This window comes from Burkholderia lata (assembly GCF_000012945.1).
Classification (GTDB): Bacteria; Pseudomonadota; Gammaproteobacteria; order Burkholderiales; family Burkholderiaceae; genus Burkholderia; species Burkholderia lata.
Genome location: NC_007511.1, coordinates 476,828 through 496,823, shown reverse-complemented (window position 1 = coordinate 496,823; position 19,996 = coordinate 476,828). Strand labels below are relative to the sequence as shown.

The following is a 19,996-nucleotide window of genomic DNA, read 5'->3' as shown; positions in this document are numbered from 1 at the left end:
CTCAAAATCACGAATTAACAAATTAACAAGATAGCAATCATATTATCCATCAGCCCATCGACAAATATTACAACAACGAAAGGATTGCTTATCTCGCAAACGTTTGCTATTTCATTTGTCTTACAATTGGTCCAAAACGGTGTGTGACCTATCGCACAAAACAACCATAACATCATGATTTTTATACGAAAAACAGAAACGCACCCAGGAAATCCAAACCCTACATTCAACATTCTTACAACTTTCCAATACATTCTGAGCCGATACATCAAAACGCGATGTATTAACCATCCTTTAACTTTCAATACCCTCCATTTATCACTTTTTATCAATCTGAAAAATCCTCCTCCAATAAACTCCGCCCATCAATTTTGAGATTCGCGCGAGCGCACGGAGTATTCCTCTAACGAAAGAGATCGGTGTGTGGCGTGCATATTTGGAGGTAGCAGGACATGAACCGCACATACCGCTCGATCTGGAACGAATCCCTCGGCGCATGGGTCGCCGCATCGGAACACGACTCGGCACGGGGCAAGCCGAACAAGTCGGCCGTTTTGAAATCGGGCCTGGTCGGCCAGGTCGGAGCCGGCATCGCGCTTGCGCTTGCGCTCGGATTAGCGCCAGCCGAATCGGCGCTGGCGAACAACCTGGCGATCGGTTCGGGGGTGTCGAACGTCTCCACCGGCGCGGCCAACTCTGCGACCAACAACGGCTACAACGCCTCGGCGGGCGCCGACGGCACGAACGCCAACATTGCCATCGGCACGGTGGCCACTGCCGGTGGCTTTGGCAGTACCGCAATCGGTGACACCACGACCGCGTCGGGCCAGGGGTCGACCGCTATCGGCAACATGTCCACCGCATCGGGCGCGCAAGGTACGGCCCTCGGGAACAGCGCGAAAGCGACCAACAGCCAGACGACGGCCATCGGCTACGCGGCAACCGCGTCCGGCAACGGCGCCATGGCAGTCGGGTACGGCGCTACGGCGTCGAACTCCCAAAGCACCGCCATCGGCGCAGGCGCGAGCTCGACGGGCAGCGGGAGCGTCGCGCTGGGTAACGGCAGTACGGATGGCGGGCAATCGAACGTCTTCAGCGTCGGGAACAGCACGACGCAACGCCGGATCGTCAACGTCGCGCCGGGCACCGTGTCGTCGACCAGCACCGATGCGATCAACGGCAGTCAGCTTTATTCGTTGTCGACCTCGACTGCGACGGGGATTTCGTCGGCCAACAGCTCGATCACCTCGCTGTCCACGTCGACCTCGACCGGTCTGTCGTCGGCCAATAGCTCGGTCACCTCGCTGTCCACGTCGACCTCGACCGGCCTGTCGTCGGCCAATAGCTCGATCACCTCGCTTTCCACCGGGCTCAGTTCGACCAACAGCTCGGTCAAGTCGCTGTCCACCGGCCTCAGCTCGACCAACAGCTCCGTCACTTCACTGTCTACGGGCCTGAGCTCGGCCAATAGCTCGACCACCTCGCTGTCGACCTCGACCTCGACGGGGCTGTCGTCCGCCAACAGCTCGATCGGTTCGCTGTCCACCGGCCTCAGCTCGACGAATAGCTCGGTGACGTCGCTGTCGACTTCCACGTCGACCGGTCTTTCATCGGCCACCAGCTCGATCGGTTCACTGTCAACCGGCCTCTCGTCGACCAATAGCTCGGTGACGTCGCTGTCGACTTCAACCTCGACTGGCCTCTCGTCGGCCAATAGCTCGATCGGCTCGCTGTCCACCGGCCTCTCGTCGACCAATAGCTCGGTCACTTCGCTGTCGACCTCCACGTCGACGGGTCTCTCGTCGGCCAACAGCTCGATCACTTCGCTGTCGACTTCAACTTCGACTGGCCTCTCGTCGGCCAATAGCTCGATCGGTTCGCTGTCCACGGGCCTTAGCTCGACGAATAGCTCGGTGACGTCGCTGTCGACTTCCACGTCGACGGGTCTCTCGTCGGCTAATAGCTCGATCACCTCGCTGTCCACCTCGACCTCGACCGGCCTGTCGTCGGCCACCAGCTCGATCGGTTCGTTGTCCACGGGCCTTAGCTCGACGAATAGCTCGGTGACGTCGCTGTCGACTTCCACGTCGACGGGTCTGTCGTCGGCTAACAGCTCGATCACCTCGCTGTCCACCTCGACCTCGACCGGTCTGTCGTCGGCAAACAGCTCGATCGGTTCGCTGTCCACGGGCCTTAGCTCGACGAATAGCTCGGTGACGTCGCTGTCGACTTCGACTTCGACCGGTCTGTCGTCGGCTAACAGCTCGATCACCTCGCTGTCCACCTCGACCTCGACCGGCCTGTCGTCGGCAAACAGCTCGATCGGTTCGCTGTCCACCGGCCTCTCGTCGACCAATAGCTCGGTGACGTCGCTGTCGACTTCGACTTCGACCGGTCTGTCGTCGGCTAACAGCTCGATCACCTCGCTGTCCACCTCGACCTCGACCGGCCTGTCGTCGGCAAACAGCTCGATCGGTTCGCTGTCCACCGGCCTCTCGTCGACCAATAGCTCGGTGACGTCGCTGTCGACTTCGACTTCGACCGGTCTGTCGTCGGCTAACAGCTCGATCACCTCGCTGTCGACTTCGACCTCGACCGGCCTGTCGTCGGCCAACAGCTCGATCGGCTCACTGTCCACCGGCCTCAGCTCGACCAATAGCTCGGTGACGTCGCTGTCGACTTCGACCTCGACCGGTCTGTCGTCCGCCAACAGCTCGATCACCTCGCTGTCGACTTCGACCTCGACCGGCCTCTCGTCGGCCAACAGCTCGATCGGCTCACTGTCCACCGGCCTCAGCTCGACCAATAGCTCGGTGACGTCGCTGTCGACTTCGACCTCGACCGGTCTGTCGTCCGCCAACAGCTCGATCGGCTCGCTGTCCACCGGCCTCAGCTCGACCAATAGCTCGGTCACTTCGCTGTCGACTTCGACCTCGACCGGTTTGTCGTCGGCCACCAGCTCGATCGGCTCGCTGTCCACCGGCCTCTCGTCGACCAATAGCTCGGTTACGTCGCTGTCGACTTCTACGTCGACGGGTCTGTCGTCGGCAAACAGTTCGATCGGCTCGCTGTCGACCGGCCTGTCTTCGACGAATAGCTCGGTCACTTCGCTGTCGACCTCGACGTCGACGGGTCTGTCGTCGGCAAACAGTTCGATCGGCTCGCTGTCGACCGGCCTGTCTTCGACGAATAGCTCGGTCACTTCGCTGTCGACCTCGACGTCGACGGGTCTGAGCACGATTACGACCAAGACGAACAACCTTGGCACCAGCACGGCGTCGGCACTCGGCGGCGGGTCCACGTACGACCCGACGACCGGGACGGTTTCCGCGCCGGCGTACACGACTTATAACGCGAACGGCACGACGTCGACCGCCAACAGCGTCGGCTCGGCGATCAACAACATCAACAGCCAGGGCATCAAGTACTTCCACGCGAACTCGAACGGCGCCGACAGCACCGCGACCGGCACCGACGCCGTCGCCATCGGCACCGGCGCCGTCGGCAGCGCCAACAATGCCATTGCCATTGGCAACGGCGCATCCGCCGGCACGAACAACTCCGTCGCGCTCGGCGCCAATTCGGTGACCGCCGCGGCCAACCCCACGAGCAGCGCAACCGTCAACGGCGTTACGTTCAGCGGATTTGCTGGCGCCACGCCGGTCGGCACCGTTAGCGTCGGCGACCACAACACAGAACGGCAGATCACCAACGTCGCTGCCGGCCAGGTGACCGAGACCAGCACCGACGCGATCAACGGTAGCCAGCTCTATTCGGTCGCCCAACAGGTTGGTAGCGCGACCAGCGCCATTTCGTCGCTGTCGACGTCGACGTCGACGGGTCTGTCGTCGGCCACCAGCTCGATCGGTTCGCTCTCGACCGGCCTCTCGTCGACCAATAGCTCGGTCACCTCACTGTCGACTTCGACGTCGACCGGTCTGTCGTCGGCCAACAGCTCGATCGGCTCGCTCTCGACCGGTCTCTCGTCGACCAATAGCTCGGTCACCTCGCTGTCGACTTCGACGTCGACCGGTCTGTCATCGGCTAACAGCTCGATCACTTCGCTCTCGACTTCGACCTCGACGGGTCTGTCCTCGGCCAACAGCTCGATCGATTCGCTGTCGACCTCCACGTCGACGGGTCTGTCGTCGACGAACAGCTCGGTCACCTCGCTGTCCACCTCGACCTCGACCGGCCTCTCGTCGGCCAACAGCTCGATCGGCTCGCTGTCGACCTCGACTTCGACGGGTCTGTCGTCGGCGAATAGCTCGATCACTTCGCTCTCGACTTCGACCTCGACGGGTCTGTCCTCGGCCAACAGCTCGATCGATTCGCTGTCGACTTCCACGTCGACCGGCCTGTCGTCGACGAACAGCTCGGTCACGTCGCTGTCCACCTCGACCTCGACCGGCCTCTCGTCGACGAACAGCTCGGTCACTTCGCTGTCGACTTCGACCTCGACCGGCCTCTCGTCGACGAACAGCTCGGTCACTTCGCTGTCGACTTCGACCTCGACCGGCCTCTCGTCGGCGAACAGCTCGATCACTTCGCTGTCGACTTCGACCTCGACCGGCCTCTCGTCGGCGAACAGCTCGATCACTTCGCTGTCGACTTCGACCTCGACCGGCCTCTCTTCGGCAAACAGCTCGATCGGCTCGCTGTCGACCTCGACTTCGACGGGTCTGTCGTCGGCGAATAGCTCGATCGACTCGCTGTCGACCTCCACGTCGACGGGTCTGTCGTCGACGAACAGCTCGGTCACCTCGCTGTCCACCTCGACCTCGACCGGCCTCTCGTCGGCCAACAGCTCGATCGGCTCGCTGTCGACCTCGACTTCGACGGGTCTGTCGTCGGCGAATAGCTCGATCACTTCGCTCTCGACTTCGACCTCGACCGGCCTCTCTTCGGCAAACAGCTCGATCACCTCGCTCTCGACTTCGACCTCGACCGGCCTCTCTTCGGCAAACAGCTCGATCACCTCGCTGTCCACCTCGACCTCGACCGGCCTCTCGTCGGCTAACAGCTCGATCGATTCGCTGTCGACCTCCACGTCGACGGGTCTGTCGTCGACGAACAGCTCGGTCACGTCGCTGTCGACTTCGACCTCGACCGGTCTCTCGTCGGCCAACAGCTCGATCACTTCGCTCTCGACTTCGACCTCGACCGGCCTCTCTTCGGCAAACAGCTCGATCACCTCGCTGTCCACCTCGACCTCGACCGGCCTCTCGTCGGCTAACAGCTCGATCGATTCGCTGTCGACCTCCACGTCGACGGGTCTGTCGTCGACGAACAGCTCGGTCACGTCGCTGTCGACTTCGACCTCGACCGGCCTCTCGTCGGCTAACAGCTCGATCACTTCGCTCTCGACTTCGACCTCGACCGGCCTCTCTTCGGCAAACAGCTCGATCACCTCGCTGTCCACCTCGACCTCGACCGGCCTCTCGTCGGCTAACAGCTCGATCGATTCGCTGTCCACGTCGACCTCGACGGGTCTGTCGTCGGCGAACAGCTCGATCGGCTCGCTGTCGACCTCGACTTCGACGGGTCTCTCGTCGGCCAACAGCTCGATCACGTCGCTGTCCACGTCGACCTCGACCGGCCTGTCGTCGGCTAACAGCTCGATCACGTCGCTGTCGACCTCCACGTCGACTGGCCTGTCGTCGGCTAACAGCTCGATCGGCTCCCTGTCGACCTCGACGTCGACCGGCCTGTCGTCGGCCAACAGCTCGATCACCTCGCTGTCGACCTCCACGTCGACCGGCCTGTCGTCGGCCAACAGCTCGATCGATTCGCTGTCGACTTCGACCTCGACGGGTCTGTCGTCGGCCAACAGCTCGATCACCTCGCTGTCGACTTCCACGTCGACGGGTCTGTCGTCGGCTAACAGCTCGATCGGCTCCCTGTCGACCTCGACGTCGACCGGCCTGTCGTCGGCCAACAGCTCGATCGATTCGCTGTCGACTTCGACCTCGACGGGTCTGTCGTCGGCCAACAGCTCGATCACCTCGCTGTCGACTTCCACGTCGACGGGTCTGTCGTCGGCTAACAGCTCGATCGGCTCCCTGTCGACTTCGACGTCGACCGGCCTGTCGTCGGCCAACAGCTCGATCGGCTCCCTGTCGACCTCGACCTCGACGGGCCTGTCCTCGGCAAACAGCTCGATCGGCTCCCTGTCGACCTCGACCTCGACGGGCCTGTCCTCGGCAAACAGCTCGATCGGCTCCCTGTCGACTTCGACGTCGACCGGCCTCTCGTCGGCCAACAGCTCGATCGACTCGCTGTCGACTTCGACCTCGACCGGCCTGTCGTCGGCTAACAGCTCGATCGGCTCCCTGTCCACCTCGACCTCGACGGGTCTGTCGTCGGCCAACAGCTCGATCGGCTCCCTGTCGACCTCGACCTCGACCGGCCTCTCGTCGGCCAACAGCTCGATCGGCTCCCTGTCGACCTCCACGTCGACCGGCCTCTCGTCGGCTAACAGCTCAATCGGTTCGCTGTCGACGGGCCTCAGCTCGACGAATAGTTCGGTGACGTCGCTGTCGACTTCCACGTCGACCGGTCTGTCGTCGGCTAACAGCTCGATCGGCTCGCTGTCCACCTCGACCTCGACGGGTCTGTCGTCGGCCAACAGCTCGATCGGCTCGCTGTCGACTTCGACCTCGACCGGCCTGTCGTCGGCCAACAGCTCGATCGGCTCGCTGTCGACCTCGACCTCGACCGGCTTGTCGTCGGCCAACAGCTCGATCGGCTCCCTGTCGACCTCGACCTCGACCGGCTTGTCGTCGGCCAACAGCTCGATCGACTCGCTGTCGACTTCGACCTCGACCGGCCTGTCGTCGGCTAACAGCTCGATCGGCTCCCTGTCCACTTCGACCTCGACCGGCTTGTCGTCGGCGAACAGCTCGATCGGCTCCCTGTCGACCTCCACGTCGACCGGCCTCTCGTCGGCCAATAGCTCGATCGGCTCGCTGTCGACCTCCACGTCGACCGGCCTCTCGTCGGCCAACAGCTCGATCGGCTCCCTGTCGACCTCGACCTCGACCGGCTTGTCGTCGGCCAACAGCTCGATCGGTTCCCTGTCGACCTCCACGTCGACCGGCCTCTCGTCGGCGAACAGCTCGATCAGCTCCCTGTCGACCTCGACCTCGACCGGCCTCTCGTCGGCGAACAGCTCGATCGGCTCCCTGTCGACTTCGACCTCGACCGGCCTGTCGTCGGCCAACAGCTCGATCAGCTCCCTGTCGACTTCGACCTCGACCGGCATCACCTCGCTGTCCACCGGCCTGAGCAGCACGAACAGCACGATCCTGTCGCTGTCCACGTCGACCTCGACCGGCATCGGCTCGCTGTCCACCGGCCTGAGCAGCACGAACAGCTCGGTGTCGTCGCTGTCGACCTCGACCTCGACCGCGATCAATGACGCGAAGACGCACTACTACAGCGTCAACGACAACGGCACGACACAAGGCAACTACGACAACAAGGGCGCGGTGGGTATCAACTCCCTCGCCGCCGGCGTGAACGCCAGCGCAGCAGGCAACAGCAGCGTGGCAGTCGGCGACGGTTCGAACGCGCAGACGAACGGCGCGGTCGCGATCGGCCAGAACGCATCGGCAACGGGCGGCAAGGCCGTGTCGATCGGCTCCGGCAACACGGCAAGCGGCGACGGCGCAGTCGCGATCGGCGACCCGAGCATCGCAACGGGTACCGGCGCGGTGGCGATGGGCGCGAACGACACGGCGACCGGCAACGGCGCAGTGGCGCTCGGCAACGCGAACACGGCCAACGGCGCCAGCGCGCTCGCCCTCGGCAGCTCCAACCAGGCGCTCGCCGACAACACGATCGCACTCGGCAACCAGGCCACGGCCAACGCCGTCGGTGCACAGGCCTACGGCTCGGCTGCGAAGGCAACCGCCGCCGACGCACTCGCCTTCGGTACGAACGCACAGGCCAACGTCGCCAACTCGATCGCACTCGGCGCGAACTCGGTCACGAGCACCGCGAACCCGACATCGAGCGCCACGATCGGCGGTGTCACGTACTTCTTCCAGGGCAGCTCGCCGGTCGGCGTGGTGAGCGTCGGTGCACCGGGCCAGGAACGCCAGATCACGAACGTCGCCGCGGGCCGGATCTCGGCCAGCAGCACGGACGCGATCAACGGCAGCCAGCTCAACGCGACGAACAACGCGATCAACACGCTGTCGACGTCGACCGCGTCGAACGTCGCGTCGCTGTCGACGGGCATCAACTCGCTGTCCACCGGCCTGAGCGCGACGAACAGCAACGTGGCCTCGCTGTCCACGTCGACCTCGACCGCGATCAACTCGCTGTCGACGGGCCTGAGCACGACGAACAGCAACGTCAACTCGCTGTCGACGTCGACCTCGACCGGCATCGGCTCGCTGTCCACCGGCCTTAGCACGACGAACAGCAACGTAGCCTCGCTGTCGACCGGCGTCACCAACATCAACAACACGTTGAACTCGCTGTCGACGACGATCAACAACAACACGACGCGCGCCGCCAACAACAACGGCATCGCGGCCGACATGAACGGCAAGGGCACCGACGTCCCGACCGTCACCGCGGGTTCGAACTCGGTGGCGATCGGCGCGAATTCGACGGACGGCGGCCGCTCGAACGTGGTGTCGGTCGGTAGCGACACGCAGCAGCGCCAGATCACGAACGTCGCACCGGGTACGCAAGGCACCGACGCGGTGAACGTGAACCAGCTGACGCAAGTGCAGACGACGCTGTCGACGGCACTGTCGGGCCAGCAGGCGCAGATCAACTCGCTGGGTTCGCAACTGCAGCAGACCGACCAGATGGCGAAGCAGGGTATCGCGGCCGTCGGCGCGATGGCATCGATCCCGCAGCTCGATCGCGACGCCAACTTCGGGATGGGCGTGGGTACGTCGACCTTCCTCGGCCAGAAGGCGATGGCGGTCAACATGCAGGCTCGCATCACGGAGAACCTGAAAGCGTCGATCAACGGCGGCTTCAGCGGCGGGCAGAAGGTGATCGGCGCCGGCATGCTGTACCAGTGGAAGTAACGCGTCGCGCCGCCAGGCCGCCCGGCTCGCCAGCCGGGCGGCCCGCGGCGGCCCCGACGGCCGGACGAGCCCGCCGCGCCACCCGTGGCGGGCTTCAGTCAACCCAAGCATTGAGGATGTAACCGTGAACAAACTCGCTCTTGCGCTCGCACTTTCCGCAACGGCCCTCGCCGCGTGCTCGACCGCATCCGGCCCGACCTTCAGCGCCTCCGAACTGCAGCCGCGCGACGGCGTGCGGACCTTCCAGGTGAACTGCAGCGGCCTGCTGTCGGGCCCGCAGACCTGCATGAAGGCCGCCCGCAAGATTTGCGGCGAAGAGCCGGTGCGCGCCGTCGACTCGGCCCGTGCGCTGCGCGACAAATCCGATCCCACGACGCTCGTGTTCCAGTGCGGCGCGGCACCGGCCGAAGCGGCGTCGGCCGCCGCGCCGGCCGCTGCCGTCGTCGAACAGGTGAACCTGTCGGGCGACGCGCTGTTCGCGACCGATCACGCGACGCTCGCCCCGACCGCGCGCGAATCGCTCGACCGGCTGCTGAGCGAGCGTGCCGACCACACGTACTCGCAGGTGAGCGTCACCGGCTTTACGGATTCGGTGGGCAGCGACGACTACAACCTCGCGCTGTCGAAGCGCCGCGCCGAATCCGTCGCGACGTACCTGAAGGCGCACGGCCTGAAGACCGACTCGCTGACGGTCACGGGCCGCGGCAAGGCCGATCCGGTCGCGTCCAACGCGACGCCGGAAGGCCGCGCCAGCAACCGCCGCGTCGAAATCCGCCTGCAGCACTGAGCGGGCCGCCGCCGCGCGCGGCGCCCCGATCCGGCCGGCCGCCAGCGCCGCGCCGGGCTCGCCCCCGACCTCCGCCGGACCGCCCGGGCGCCGCTTCGCCGGCGCCCGTTTCCGTTGGCCGGCGGCTATGTCAAAGTTCGTCACGTCCTGCCAAAACCGGCGGTTTCCGTGCCACAATCGCCGCAGACAGTCGCCGGGGCAGCCTGCCCGAATCGCACGCCGTGCCGGCGTGCCCGACGACACGCCGGAAACCGGCTGCCGCCCTCGCGAACCCGGTCGCCCGATTCGCCCGCCGCGGCGCACCGGCGCACCTGCAACCATGACAATCCACGGCGCGCCGCTTCCAGGCCAGACGCTCGACGCGATGCCCGGACGCACGACGCCGCAGAGGAAACCAACCGGTGACGGACATCATTGAAGCCGCCTCGGGCGGCACCCGCAAGCAACGGCCGGCGGTCGGCATCTCGCTGTTTGCGCGCGACGGCCAGGCGATCTGGGAAAACGGCATACACCAGAACATCGCGTTCCTCGCGATGATGCTCAAGCGCTCGGATCGCGTCGGCCCCGTCTACTTCCTGAACGGCGGCGACGCCAACGCGCTGCCGGCCGGCCTCGAACTCGACGGCCTCGACATCCCGCTCGTGAAACCCTCCGACGTCACGCACGAACTTGACGTCGTGATCGAAATGGGCGCGCAGCTGCCGGTGGAATGGCTCAGGCACATGAAGGCGCTCGGCAAGAAAATCGCCGCGTTCTTCTGCGGGCACGTATACGCCGGCCTGTGCGAAACCCCGATCTTCGGCAAACCGTCGGGGCACATCTTCAACGGTGCGCCGTTCGACGAAGTGTGGCTGCTGCCGCAATACGACAAGACCGCGGCGCCGATGCTGCAGACCATCCTGCGCGCACCGGTTCACCTGATGCCGCACATCTGGTCGCCGTACTTCCTCGAGCGTCGCATCGCCGCGCTCGCCGCGGAAGGCGCGACGTTCGGCTATCGGCCGGGCCGCCGCCCGTGGCACCTGGCGATGCTCGAACCGAACATCTCGGTCGCCAAGTCCTGCCATTACCCGATGCTCGCGTGCGACGAGTTCTACCGTGCGCGCCCGGACGCGGTTCAGCACATGTTCGTGGTAAACGCGCTGCACATGAAGGAGCATCCGACCTTCGTGCACTTCGCGAACAGCCTCGATCTCGTGCGCCAGCACAAGGCCACCTTCGAGCCGCGCCTCGACCTGCCGGGCTTCATGGCGCGCCATGCGGACGCGGTCGTGTCGCACCACTGGGAAAACGGGCAGAACTACCTGTATTACGACGTGCTGTATGGCGGCTACCCGCTGATCCACAACTCGACGCTGATCGGCGACGCCGGCTATTACTACCCGGACTTCGATTCCGCGGCGGGCGGCCGGGCGCTGCTCGAAGCGTGGCTTCATCACGACGAACGCCTCGACGACTACCGCGCGAAGGCCGACCGGCTGCTGCAATCGGTCTCGATCGACAACCCCGCGAACCTCGACGCGTTTGTCTCGCGTCTGGTCGCCTGAACCGGAGAATACGCATGTCGGACTCCAATGCCCGTCAAGCGCCCGGCGAGGGCAAGCGTCTCGTCGTCGGCGTGTCGCTGTTCGTGCGCGGCGCCGGCCAGTCGCTGTGGGAAAACGGCATCTTCCAGAACTGCCTGCTGCTGATCCTGCTGCTGCGCCAGTCGCCGCTCGTCGCGGAAGCCGTGATGGTGAACGGTGGCGAGCAGATCGCCGATCCGCAGATGATGCTCGGCGAATGGGACGTGCCGCTGCTGTCGATGGACGAAGCGCTGCAGCGCTGCGACGTGCTGATCGAAATGAGCGCGCAGTTCGGCGCCGACTACCTGCGCACGTTCCGCGAGCGCGGCGGCAAGGTCGTCACGATGCGCGTCGGCAACGACTACGTGATCGACATCGAGCGCGCGATGTTCGACAAGCCGTCGGGTTTCCTGTTCTCGGGCGCGCCATACGACGCCGTGTGGACGATTCCCGAGTTCGAGCGCTCGTGCCTGCACTATTACCAGACAGGCCTGCGCGCGCCCGTCACGATCGTCCCGCACATCTGGCATCCGATGCTGTTCGACAAGGCGCGCGCGACGCTCGGCGCCGGGCTGTCGTTCGGCTATGAGCCCGGCAAGCCGCGCTGGCGCGTGACGATGTTCGAGCCGAACATCTGCATGGTGAAGACGAGCGTCATCCCGATGCTGGTGGCCGAGGAAGCGTATCGCGCGAAACCGGATTTCCTCGAGTTCGTGCGCGTGTGCAACACGCTGCACCTGAAGGAACATGCGACGTTCGTCCATTTCGCGAAGAGCCTCGACATCGTGAACCACGGGATCACGACGTTCGAAAGCCGCTACGCGGTGTACGAGTTCATGGCCGCGTACGGCGATGCGGTGGTGTCGCACACGTGGGAAAACGCACAGAACTACCTGTACTACGAACTGCTGTACGGCGACTACCCGCTGATCCACAACTCGCCGTTCCTCGGCAAGGCCGGGTATTTCTACCCGGACTTCGACTGCCAGGCCGGCGGCCGCGCGCTGCTGAAGGCGTTCGCCGAGCATGACGCAAACCTCGAGGCGTACCGCGAGGAGTCGAAGCACGTGCTCAGCTCCGTCAGCATCTACAACCCGCAGAACGTCGCCGCGTATTCGGACGCGATCGCGTCGCTCTATCGCGACGCGTGACGCTTGACGCGAACCCTCTGCTTCGGAGCCCGACATGCATGTACTGACCTTCACTCGCGCGAAATGGCTGATCGGCTTCGCCGTCGCGTCGCTGGCATTCAGCGCGCACGCGCAATCCGCGGGAGATTCCGCGAATGAATTGCTGCAGGACGCCGACAAAGTATTCAAGCAACTCGCAGCCGGTCAGTTCAACGACCTCTGGCTCGACTCGGCCGATTTCATCAAGACCCGCTTCAAGCAGGAGCAGTTCGCAAGCGATCTCCGTGGCGCATGGCAAACGGTCGCCATGGTGCGCCACCGAGACTGGGAACGAATCTCCCGCGATCGCTACACGAATGCGACGACGGTACCCGATGGCCTGTATGCGAGCGTCGACTATGTGACGACGTTGACCACCGGGGCGACGGTATACGAAAAAGTGAGCTTCCGCCTCGAAGGCGACGGGCATTGGCATCTGACCGGCTACGCGCCGCGCAGGATCCGGGACATCGCGAAATAGGCATCGCGCCGACGACACGGAGACAACATGAAGATCAATGTCGCGATAACGATGAACGTGCAGCGCGACGCGACGCAGTCGATCTGGTACAACGGCGCGAACCAGCACTGCGTGTACCTGTACATGCTGCTGAAGCAGTCGCCGCTGATCGGCGAGGTCTGGCTCGCGCACGACGACGGCATCACCGACTATCCGCAAGCGCTGATGATGGACGCGTTCGGCGACGCGCTGCGGCCGCTGTCGGCCGTCGTCCACCAGACCGACCTGCTGATCGAGATGAACGCGTTCATCGATTCGACCCACACCGAGGCCGTGCGCCGGCGCGGCGGCAAGTGCGTGTCGTACCGCTTCGGCAACGACTACGTGATCGCCGTCGAGACGATCAACTTCGAGAAGAACTCGTGGCGGCCGAACCCGAACCGCGTGCAGTTCGACGAGATCTGGACCAACCCGCAGCACATGCACACGTGCGCGGCCTATTTCCAGGCCGTCTATCGCGCGCCGGTGATCGAGCTGCCGCACATCTGGTCGCCGTATTTCATCGAGCGCAGCCTCGACGCCGATCCTGAGTTGAAGGCGCGCTTCGGCTATCGCAACCACGGCACCGCGAAGCGCATCGCGTTCTTCGAGCCGAACCTGAACGTCGTGAAGAGCGCGATCGTGCCGATGCTCGCCGCGAACGCGTGCTACATCGAGCATCCGGAACTCGTCGAGCACGTGTTCATGACCAACACGTTCGACAAGAAGGAAAACGTCGCCTTCAAGCATCTCGCGCTCGGGCTCGAGATGGTGCGCGACGGCAAGGCCACCGCCGACGTGCGCGCACCGTTCGTCGCATGGGCCGCGCATCACACCGACATCGTCGTGTCCCATCACTGGGAAAACGGCCTCAACTACCTGCTGTACGACGCGCTGTACGGCAACTACCCGCTCGTGCACAACTCGCCGTTCCTGCGCGACGTCGGCTACTACTACCCGGACTTCGAGATCTTCGATGCGGCGCGTGCGATCGCGACCGCCGCGCAGACGCACGACGCGCGGCTCGACGACTATGCGGCCGCGGCCCGCCGCTGCCTGCACCAGGTCGACACGCACGCCGAGCACAACGTCCATGCGTATTCCGCGCAGATCCAGCAACTGTTCGCCGGCCGCACGCTCGGCTGACCCCATCCGTCCACGCTCCCGCCCATGAATCAGATCGTCCGCAATTTCGTCGTGATCGATTCGATTCACGGTCCGTTCGTCATCAACCGGCACTGCGAGTTTCAGGCCGAGGCGCTGATAAAGACCGGGCGGCCGCACATCCAGCCCGAGCTCGACGCGATCCTGCAGGTGATCGACCAGTTGCCGGACGATGCGATCGCCGTGGACGGCGGTGCGAATGCGGGGCTCGTGTGCGTGCCGATCGCGCACCGGCTGCGCGCGCGCGGCGGCCGCGTGTACGCGTTCGAGCCGCAGCGTACGCTGTTCCATGCGCTCGGCGGCACCGTCGCGCTCAACCAGCTCGACAACGTCCATCTGCTGAACATGGGGCTCGCGGGCGTCAACGGCACGATGAAGGTACCCGACGTCGATTACGGGCAGGACACCGATTTCGGCCAGATCTCGCTCGTCGACGCACACGCGGAAGGCGGCACGCCGACGCCGGTCATCACGCTCGATTCGCTCGGCCTGCCGCGGCTGGATTTCCTGAAGCTCGACATCGAAGGGATGGAGATCGACGCGCTACGCGGCGCGCGCCGGCTGATCGAGACGCATCTGCCGTGGTGCTGGGTCGAATACTGGAAAGTCGGCGAAGCGCCGATCATCGCCGCCTTTGCCGGCCTCGACTACACGTTCTACCGGGTCGACAAACTGAATCTGCTTTGCGTGCCGAACGCGCGCTGGGACCCGCAGCGGCTGGCCATCTCGTTCGAGCCGATCGCCATCGAAACGACGGCCGAAGCCGATACGTCCCCGCCAGCGGCGCCCGCCGCCGACACCGACGCACCCGAAACGAACTGGAACCGCGCGCTCGACCACGAGTCGCGCTGCGAGTGGGGGCATGCGATCGACCGCTGGCAACGCGCGCGCGGCCGCGGGCTCGACGACGACGCGATCGCGTTGCAACTCGCGTCGTGCTACGGCTTCGCCGGTGCGCCCGACGCGGGGCTTGCGGCACTCGAGCGCTTCGGCGATCCGGCCGCGCTCCCCGACGCGACGCGCGGCGACATCGAGCTGATGCGTTCGATGCTGCTGCTGCGCGCCGGCCGGCGCGACGAAGCCGCCCGCGCCACCCTTGCAAGCGAAAACGTCCTGACGGCCGCGCAGTTCGGGCTGCCGACGGAGCGGCTCTACCAGGGCCAGCCGCTGCAAGGCAAGCGGCTGCTGGTAATCAGCTACGGCGGCGTCGGCGACCAGCTCCAGTACGCGCGCTACCTCGGCGCGCTCGACACGCTCGGCTGCACGAGCGTGACCGTCGTCGTTCCGGACGCGCTGACGGGCCTGCTGCGTCACACGTTCCCGCACATCGAATTCATCGGTGCGCACGGCGCGTGGGTCGACACGTCGCAGATCGCGCACGACTACTGGTGTTCGTTCCTGGTGCTCGCCGCACAGTTCGGCTACGCACCGGCGCCCAAAGGGTCGGCGGCCGCATACCTGTCGTGCCCGCCCGAGCACGCGGCCGCGTGGCGCGAGCGCGTGCGGCACGATGGCCATCCCGACGGCACGCGCCGCATCGGGCTCAACTGGCGCGGGCGCGACGAAAGCGACGCACGCTTTCATCGCGCGGCCAGCCTGCGCGACCTCGCGCCGCTGACGCGAATGCACGGCCACGCCGCGTACTGCATCAACCGCGACCTGTCCGCACAGTCCGAGCAATCGGACCTGCCGGTGACGTTCCCGCATCACGCGATCGGCGATTTCAGCGACCTGGCTGCGCTGATGCTGGCGCTGGACGCCGTGGTGACCACCTGCACCGCGCACATTCACCTCGCCGGCGCGCTCGGCGTGCCGGCCGTGCTGCTGCTCAGCCCGAAGGCCGACGCACGCTGGGAAACCGGCGCGCGTACCCCGCTCTATCCAGGCATCCGGATCGTGCGCGCCTCGCGCATCGGGCAATGGGACGACGCGGTCGACCGCGCGATGGCGTTCGTGCTCGGCGGATTCGGGAAGGATTGATCGATTTGATGCGGATCGGGGCCGCTGCGTGCGAATGAGGTCGACGCGGGCCGCGCGCCTCGCGCTGTGCCAGGGCCCGTGACTGGCGTGAACAGGCGCTAGACCAGCACCCGATCGCCGCTCTGCGCGGCGAACGTACGGCCATGCCGCCGTCCCATCCGAGCGAGCACCGCGAAGCAATGCACGACCGGCCGGCTGGCGCCGCCGGATTGCTTGACGAGGCTGTCGGATACGCCCCGCGCGATGGCCGAATCGTCGCCGCACGCGCCCCCGATGACGCCCGCGTAATAGTGCCGCGCCGCCAGCTCGCGGCCGCCGGCGTCGAGCGGTGCCATTCGCTGGATGCGACGCGCAATGGCTTTCAGGCCGTCGAGATACGGCGCGACGTCGATCGGCACATCGGTCGATTCGGCGCCCAGTTGCCACAGCATGTCGGCGAGCTCGGCGATCGCGACGAGGTCGCGCGCACCGGCCACCTGCGTGCCCGTCCCGCCTCCGGCCTTCGTCCCTGCCATGCTCACGCCCCTTTGCGATTCGTCCCGGCCACGCGCCGATCACGCCCGACATCGGCGTGCATCATGCACGCCACCTCGCCTGTTCCCGCGCCGTCACGCGGCGGCCGGCGACCGCCATGAAAAACGGATGCCCTGCGCCCACGCGACGCCGGCATCCACGATGATCTGACGGTCGACCTCGCTCTCCACGCCTTCGACGACGACGTGTCGCGCACCTTCGTGCGCGAACGCGATCAGCCGGCGGAACTGGTAGCGCCCGATCGCGTTGCGCTTGATCAACGACAGGATCGACCGGTCGAGCTTCACGATGTCGGGATTGCCGACCACCAGGTTGTTCAAGGCGCTGAAGCCGACACCGAAATCGTCGATCGCGATGCGGCACCCGGCTTGCCGGAAGCGGTTCACGAACGATCGCCCCGCGACGGGATTCAGCGGCCCCGTCTCCGTGATCTCGACTACCAGCCGCGCCGCGACCGACGGCTCGCGCTCGAGCCGCCTGAAGATGGCCAGCCACGCGTCGTCGACCACCGCGCTCGCCGCCGCCACATTGCAGCCGTAGACGGCAGCCGGATCGGCGCGCAGCGCGTCGATCGTCCGGCCGACCACGAGCCGGTCGAACCACCGCATCAGCCCGAGCGCCTCGAGACGCGGCAGGAACGCGATCGGCGGCAGCGCATCGCGCTCGCCCCACCGCAATCGCGCCAGGCATTCCTGGTACAGCACACCGCCCGACAGGTCGGCCCGGCACACGGGCTCTTGCGCGAACCCGAGCCGGCTTTCCACGAAACTGCGTACCGACGCGAGGTCGGGATGATCGTCGGGGGCGCCGAACACGAGATCGATTTCGTCACGATTCGCTTCCCGATTCGCCTCCAGGCGAGCTTCGACCGCATTCATCCGGCGCTCCGGCAAATGGCGAGCCGCCGATCGCGGCTCGACCTCAAGAAACATGCGAAGCAAGCCGACCATGACGCGCTCCGCCGCCTACCCGGCCCATCCTGTTATGTCGATCTTTTCCGGGAGCGTACTTTTCGCTTCGGCGCGCCGTCAAATTCGATATTTTTCAACGATATTCAGTTACTGGAAATACACCATGTACGCGCGATACCGACTGTGCGACAGGTCACACTAACGCAAATTGCGGAACCCTGATCCGGACGCCGTTTATTATTCTCGTCTAAACAACCTTGCCCGACTCAATTTTCCCGCAATTCACGGGCCCCGAAAATCAGGAAATTCTCGATTGATCAGATAAATACCGGCCCGTGAAGCACTGCCGGCAATCGCTGCCGGCCCCGCCACGGAGGCCGGTCGCCCGGTTTGCGCGTCACCGAAAATCGGCTGCCGCACGTCATTCGATCATCGCAGCATTCAATTTTCTCGTTTCAAACGAATTATTAAATATCCAAACCGGAATCAAACCACCTTGATTCGATAATATCAATTTAATTCATATGAAGATTATCGATTGAAACATGTTTAACAATCTTGAATACTTGTTAACCTATAAAATGATTTCTGACGGACTTCCCTCGGAGCCGTCAAATTCGTGCCTTCAAAAAACCGTCGAACCGATCGGGTTCGGCGGTTTCTTTTTTAACGGCATTATTTCGTCAGACATTAGGGCGGGACAATCCCGATGGCGGGATTCGGCGCAACGGTGTGCGCCGTCCGAAAAATCGGGCCTTATGCGGCCGAGCCGCCGACCAGGTTCGCGAGCAGCGCGTCGTATTCGGCAACGAGTGCCGGATTCGCCGACGTATAGCGGCCGAGGATCTCGCGCTGGCGCCGCGTGTACGCTTCCCAGTCGTCGTCGTGCGAATGCAGTGCGCGCAGCAGCGCATCGGCGCCCTGCTGCACGTCGTTGTCCGGATAGTAGTAGCCGAGATCAGGCGCGAGGCTCGCGTTGTGCACGAGCGGATAGCCCTGCCAGCACACGTCGAAATAGAAATAGTTGAGCGGGTTCGACCATTGGTGCGACACGACGATATCGGTCAGGTCGGCCAGGAACAGCGGCGTATCGAAGCGCCCGACGAAGCTCGCCTTGCCCGCGCGCACGATGTCGAGGTAGTTCATCAGCATCACGAACTCGGGGCTGTCGTGCGCGAGGCGGTCGGCATTCGTCACGTGCGCGAAGCAGACCGCGTCGGGATCGCGACGATACGCTTCGTCGATGATCAGCATCGGGTACACGCAGAACTTCACGACGTTGTGGTTCGGCTCCATCACGGTCAGCCGCTTGCCGGGCTCGCTGCGCGGCCGGTATTCGCCATTCCCGGGCAGCGACGCGGCGCGCGCGCTCAGGAACATCGGGTCCCACACGAACGGCACGACGCGCCCCGGGCAGCGGCGCAGCGACTGCAGGAACGGCAGCGACGACGGCGCGATCTGCGGAATCGCCCACACCTCGTCGTAGCCGCGGTTGATGAACAGCGAATCCCACATCCGGCGGCCGAACAGCATCGATTCCATCGCGTTGATGTACTCGACACCGCAGCAGTAGCTGACGAGCTTCGCACCGCGCGACTTCAGGTACGCCGTCTGTTCGCCGTCGATCTGCCCGCCGAGCTCGATCACCACGTCGAGCGAATCCTTCATGTCGGCGAACGGGCGCGTGTCGTACACGTTGCGATCCCACGGCAGCGCGTCGGTGAGCGGCACATCGGTGGTGTTGACCAGCGTCACACGGTAGCCGTGCGGCGACGCCATCAGCAGTTTCGCGAGAAACAGCGCGTTCTGCTTGATGCCGTTGATCCACAGGCTTTCGTCGGGGGCACGCAGTCCGATCGTGATACCGATGCGCAGGCCGTTCAGGACAGGAGACGTCATCGTCGGCGGGATGGAAGGTTGGATGGGGATGGAATGGACGCAGTGTAGCGCGCGAAGCGCCGCCCGCGTCAAGCGGCGCTCGCCGGCGGCAACCCGGCATTCTAGCGGAGCGCCGGCCCCATACTGTCAGGGATGGTCAGCGCGCGGCCGGCGCATGCAAATCCGCGAGCGGGTTATGCGATACTCCGGCGACCAGCCGCGCTACCGGCATGCCGGGGGATGGCCGGGCGGTATCGGCATCCAGCGCGGGCAGAAAACGACTTCGCAGCAACGCTGCGGAAAAATGGCTGACAGAATGGAACGCGACGCCGCGCAAGTCTTCCGGGCAATCCATCACGAACAGCGGCGGCACGCGCACGAACGCGTGCCCGGCCGCGATGCCGCGCGCAAACACCCCGCGCCCGGCGCCCGCCGTCACCCGCTTCGCGGCCGCCG

General features: G+C 64.8%; 11 protein-coding genes. 7 read left to right on the top strand and 4 right to left on the bottom strand.

Annotation, left to right across the window (positions count from 1 at the left end; translation table 11 throughout):
- The first annotated feature begins 452 nt into the window (after positions 1-452).
- The 7 genes from BCEP18194_RS41300 to BCEP18194_RS24970 all read left to right on the top strand — a co-directional run bounded on the left by BCEP18194_RS41300 (position 453) and on the right by BCEP18194_RS24970 (position 16,217).
- Complete coding sequence (locus BCEP18194_RS41300) at positions 453-9,053, top strand: ESPR-type extended signal peptide-containing protein (protein WP_011354054.1); 8,601 nt, start codon at positions 453-455, stop codon at positions 9,051-9,053.
- Positions 9,054-9,177: 124 nt separating this feature from the next.
- Entirely contained in the window at positions 9,178-9,840 is a 663-nt protein-coding gene (locus BCEP18194_RS24995; protein ID WP_011354053.1) for an OmpA family protein, read from the top strand.
- A 401-nt stretch (positions 9,841-10,241) separates the two neighbouring features.
- Entirely contained in the window at positions 10,242-11,387 is a 1,146-nt protein-coding gene (locus BCEP18194_RS24990) for a DUF2827 domain-containing protein (RefSeq protein WP_011354052.1), read from the top strand.
- Between the two features lie 14 nt (positions 11,388-11,401).
- Positions 11,402-12,556 (top strand): DUF2827 domain-containing protein, encoded by a 1,155-nt coding sequence (locus BCEP18194_RS24985; protein WP_011354051.1) that lies wholly within the window; start codon positions 11,402-11,404, stop codon positions 12,554-12,556.
- 34 nt (positions 12,557-12,590) lie between these two features.
- Positions 12,591-13,055, top strand: a complete 465-nt coding sequence (locus BCEP18194_RS24980) for a DUF4019 domain-containing protein (protein WP_011354050.1) — start codon at positions 12,591-12,593, stop codon at positions 13,053-13,055.
- A 27-nt stretch (positions 13,056-13,082) separates the two neighbouring features.
- Complete coding sequence (locus tag BCEP18194_RS24975) at positions 13,083-14,219, top strand: DUF2827 family protein (protein ID WP_011354049.1); 1,137 nt, start codon at positions 13,083-13,085, stop codon at positions 14,217-14,219.
- Positions 14,220-14,243: 24 nt separating this feature from the next.
- Positions 14,244-16,217: an FkbM family methyltransferase gene (locus tag BCEP18194_RS24970; RefSeq protein ID WP_011354048.1), complete on the top strand. Its 1,974-nt coding sequence runs from the start codon at positions 14,244-14,246 to the stop codon at positions 16,215-16,217.
- 98 nt (positions 16,218-16,315) lie between these two features.
- Here the strand turns inward: BCEP18194_RS24970 and BCEP18194_RS24965 are convergent, their stop codons facing one another.
- The 4 genes from BCEP18194_RS24965 to BCEP18194_RS24950 all read right to left on the bottom strand — a co-directional run bounded on the left by BCEP18194_RS24965 (position 16,316) and on the right by BCEP18194_RS24950 (position 19,955).
- The gene (locus BCEP18194_RS24965) at positions 16,316-16,732 is read right to left on the bottom strand and encodes a hypothetical protein (RefSeq protein ID WP_011354047.1); all 417 of its coding nucleotides are present in this window, start codon (positions 16,730-16,732) and stop codon (positions 16,316-16,318) included.
- 93 nt (positions 16,733-16,825) lie between these two features.
- The gene (locus tag BCEP18194_RS24960; protein ID WP_041493180.1) at positions 16,826-17,629 is read right to left on the bottom strand and encodes an EAL domain-containing protein; all 804 of its coding nucleotides are present in this window, start codon (positions 17,627-17,629) and stop codon (positions 16,826-16,828) included.
- Between the two features lie 789 nt (positions 17,630-18,418).
- A complete protein-coding gene (locus BCEP18194_RS24955) occupies positions 18,419-19,561 on the bottom strand; it encodes a DUF2827 domain-containing protein (RefSeq protein WP_011354045.1) in 1,143 nt (380 codons plus the stop codon).
- Between the two features lie 136 nt (positions 19,562-19,697).
- On the bottom strand, positions 19,698-19,955 hold the full coding sequence (locus BCEP18194_RS24950) for a hypothetical protein (protein WP_157687232.1): 258 nt from the start codon (positions 19,953-19,955) through the stop codon (positions 19,698-19,700).
- Positions 19,956-19,996: the final 41 nt, after the last annotated feature.

Bases quoted from the DNA above. Each gene is read 5' to 3' on its own strand.
- BCEP18194_RS41300 (WP_011354054.1), top strand. From the start codon at position 453: ATGAACCGCACATACCGCTCGATCTGGAACGAATCCCTCGGCGCATGG.
- BCEP18194_RS24985 (WP_011354051.1), top strand. From the start codon at position 11,402: ATGTCGGACTCCAATGCCCGTCAAGCGCCCGGCGAGGGCAAGCGTCTC.
- BCEP18194_RS24980 (WP_011354050.1), top strand. From the start codon at position 12,591: ATGCATGTACTGACCTTCACTCGCGCGAAATGGCTGATCGGCTTCGCC.
- BCEP18194_RS24975 (WP_011354049.1), top strand. From the start codon at position 13,083: ATGAAGATCAATGTCGCGATAACGATGAACGTGCAGCGCGACGCGACG.
- BCEP18194_RS24970 (WP_011354048.1), top strand. From the start codon at position 14,244: ATGAATCAGATCGTCCGCAATTTCGTCGTGATCGATTCGATTCACGGT.
- BCEP18194_RS24965 (WP_011354047.1), bottom strand. From the start codon at position 16,732: ATGGCAGGGACGAAGGCCGGAGGCGGGACGGGCACGCAGGTGGCCGGT.
- BCEP18194_RS24960 (WP_041493180.1), bottom strand. From the start codon at position 17,629: ATGAATGCGGTCGAAGCTCGCCTGGAGGCGAATCGGGAAGCGAATCGT.
- BCEP18194_RS24955 (WP_011354045.1), bottom strand. From the start codon at position 19,561: ATGACGTCTCCTGTCCTGAACGGCCTGCGCATCGGTATCACGATCGGA.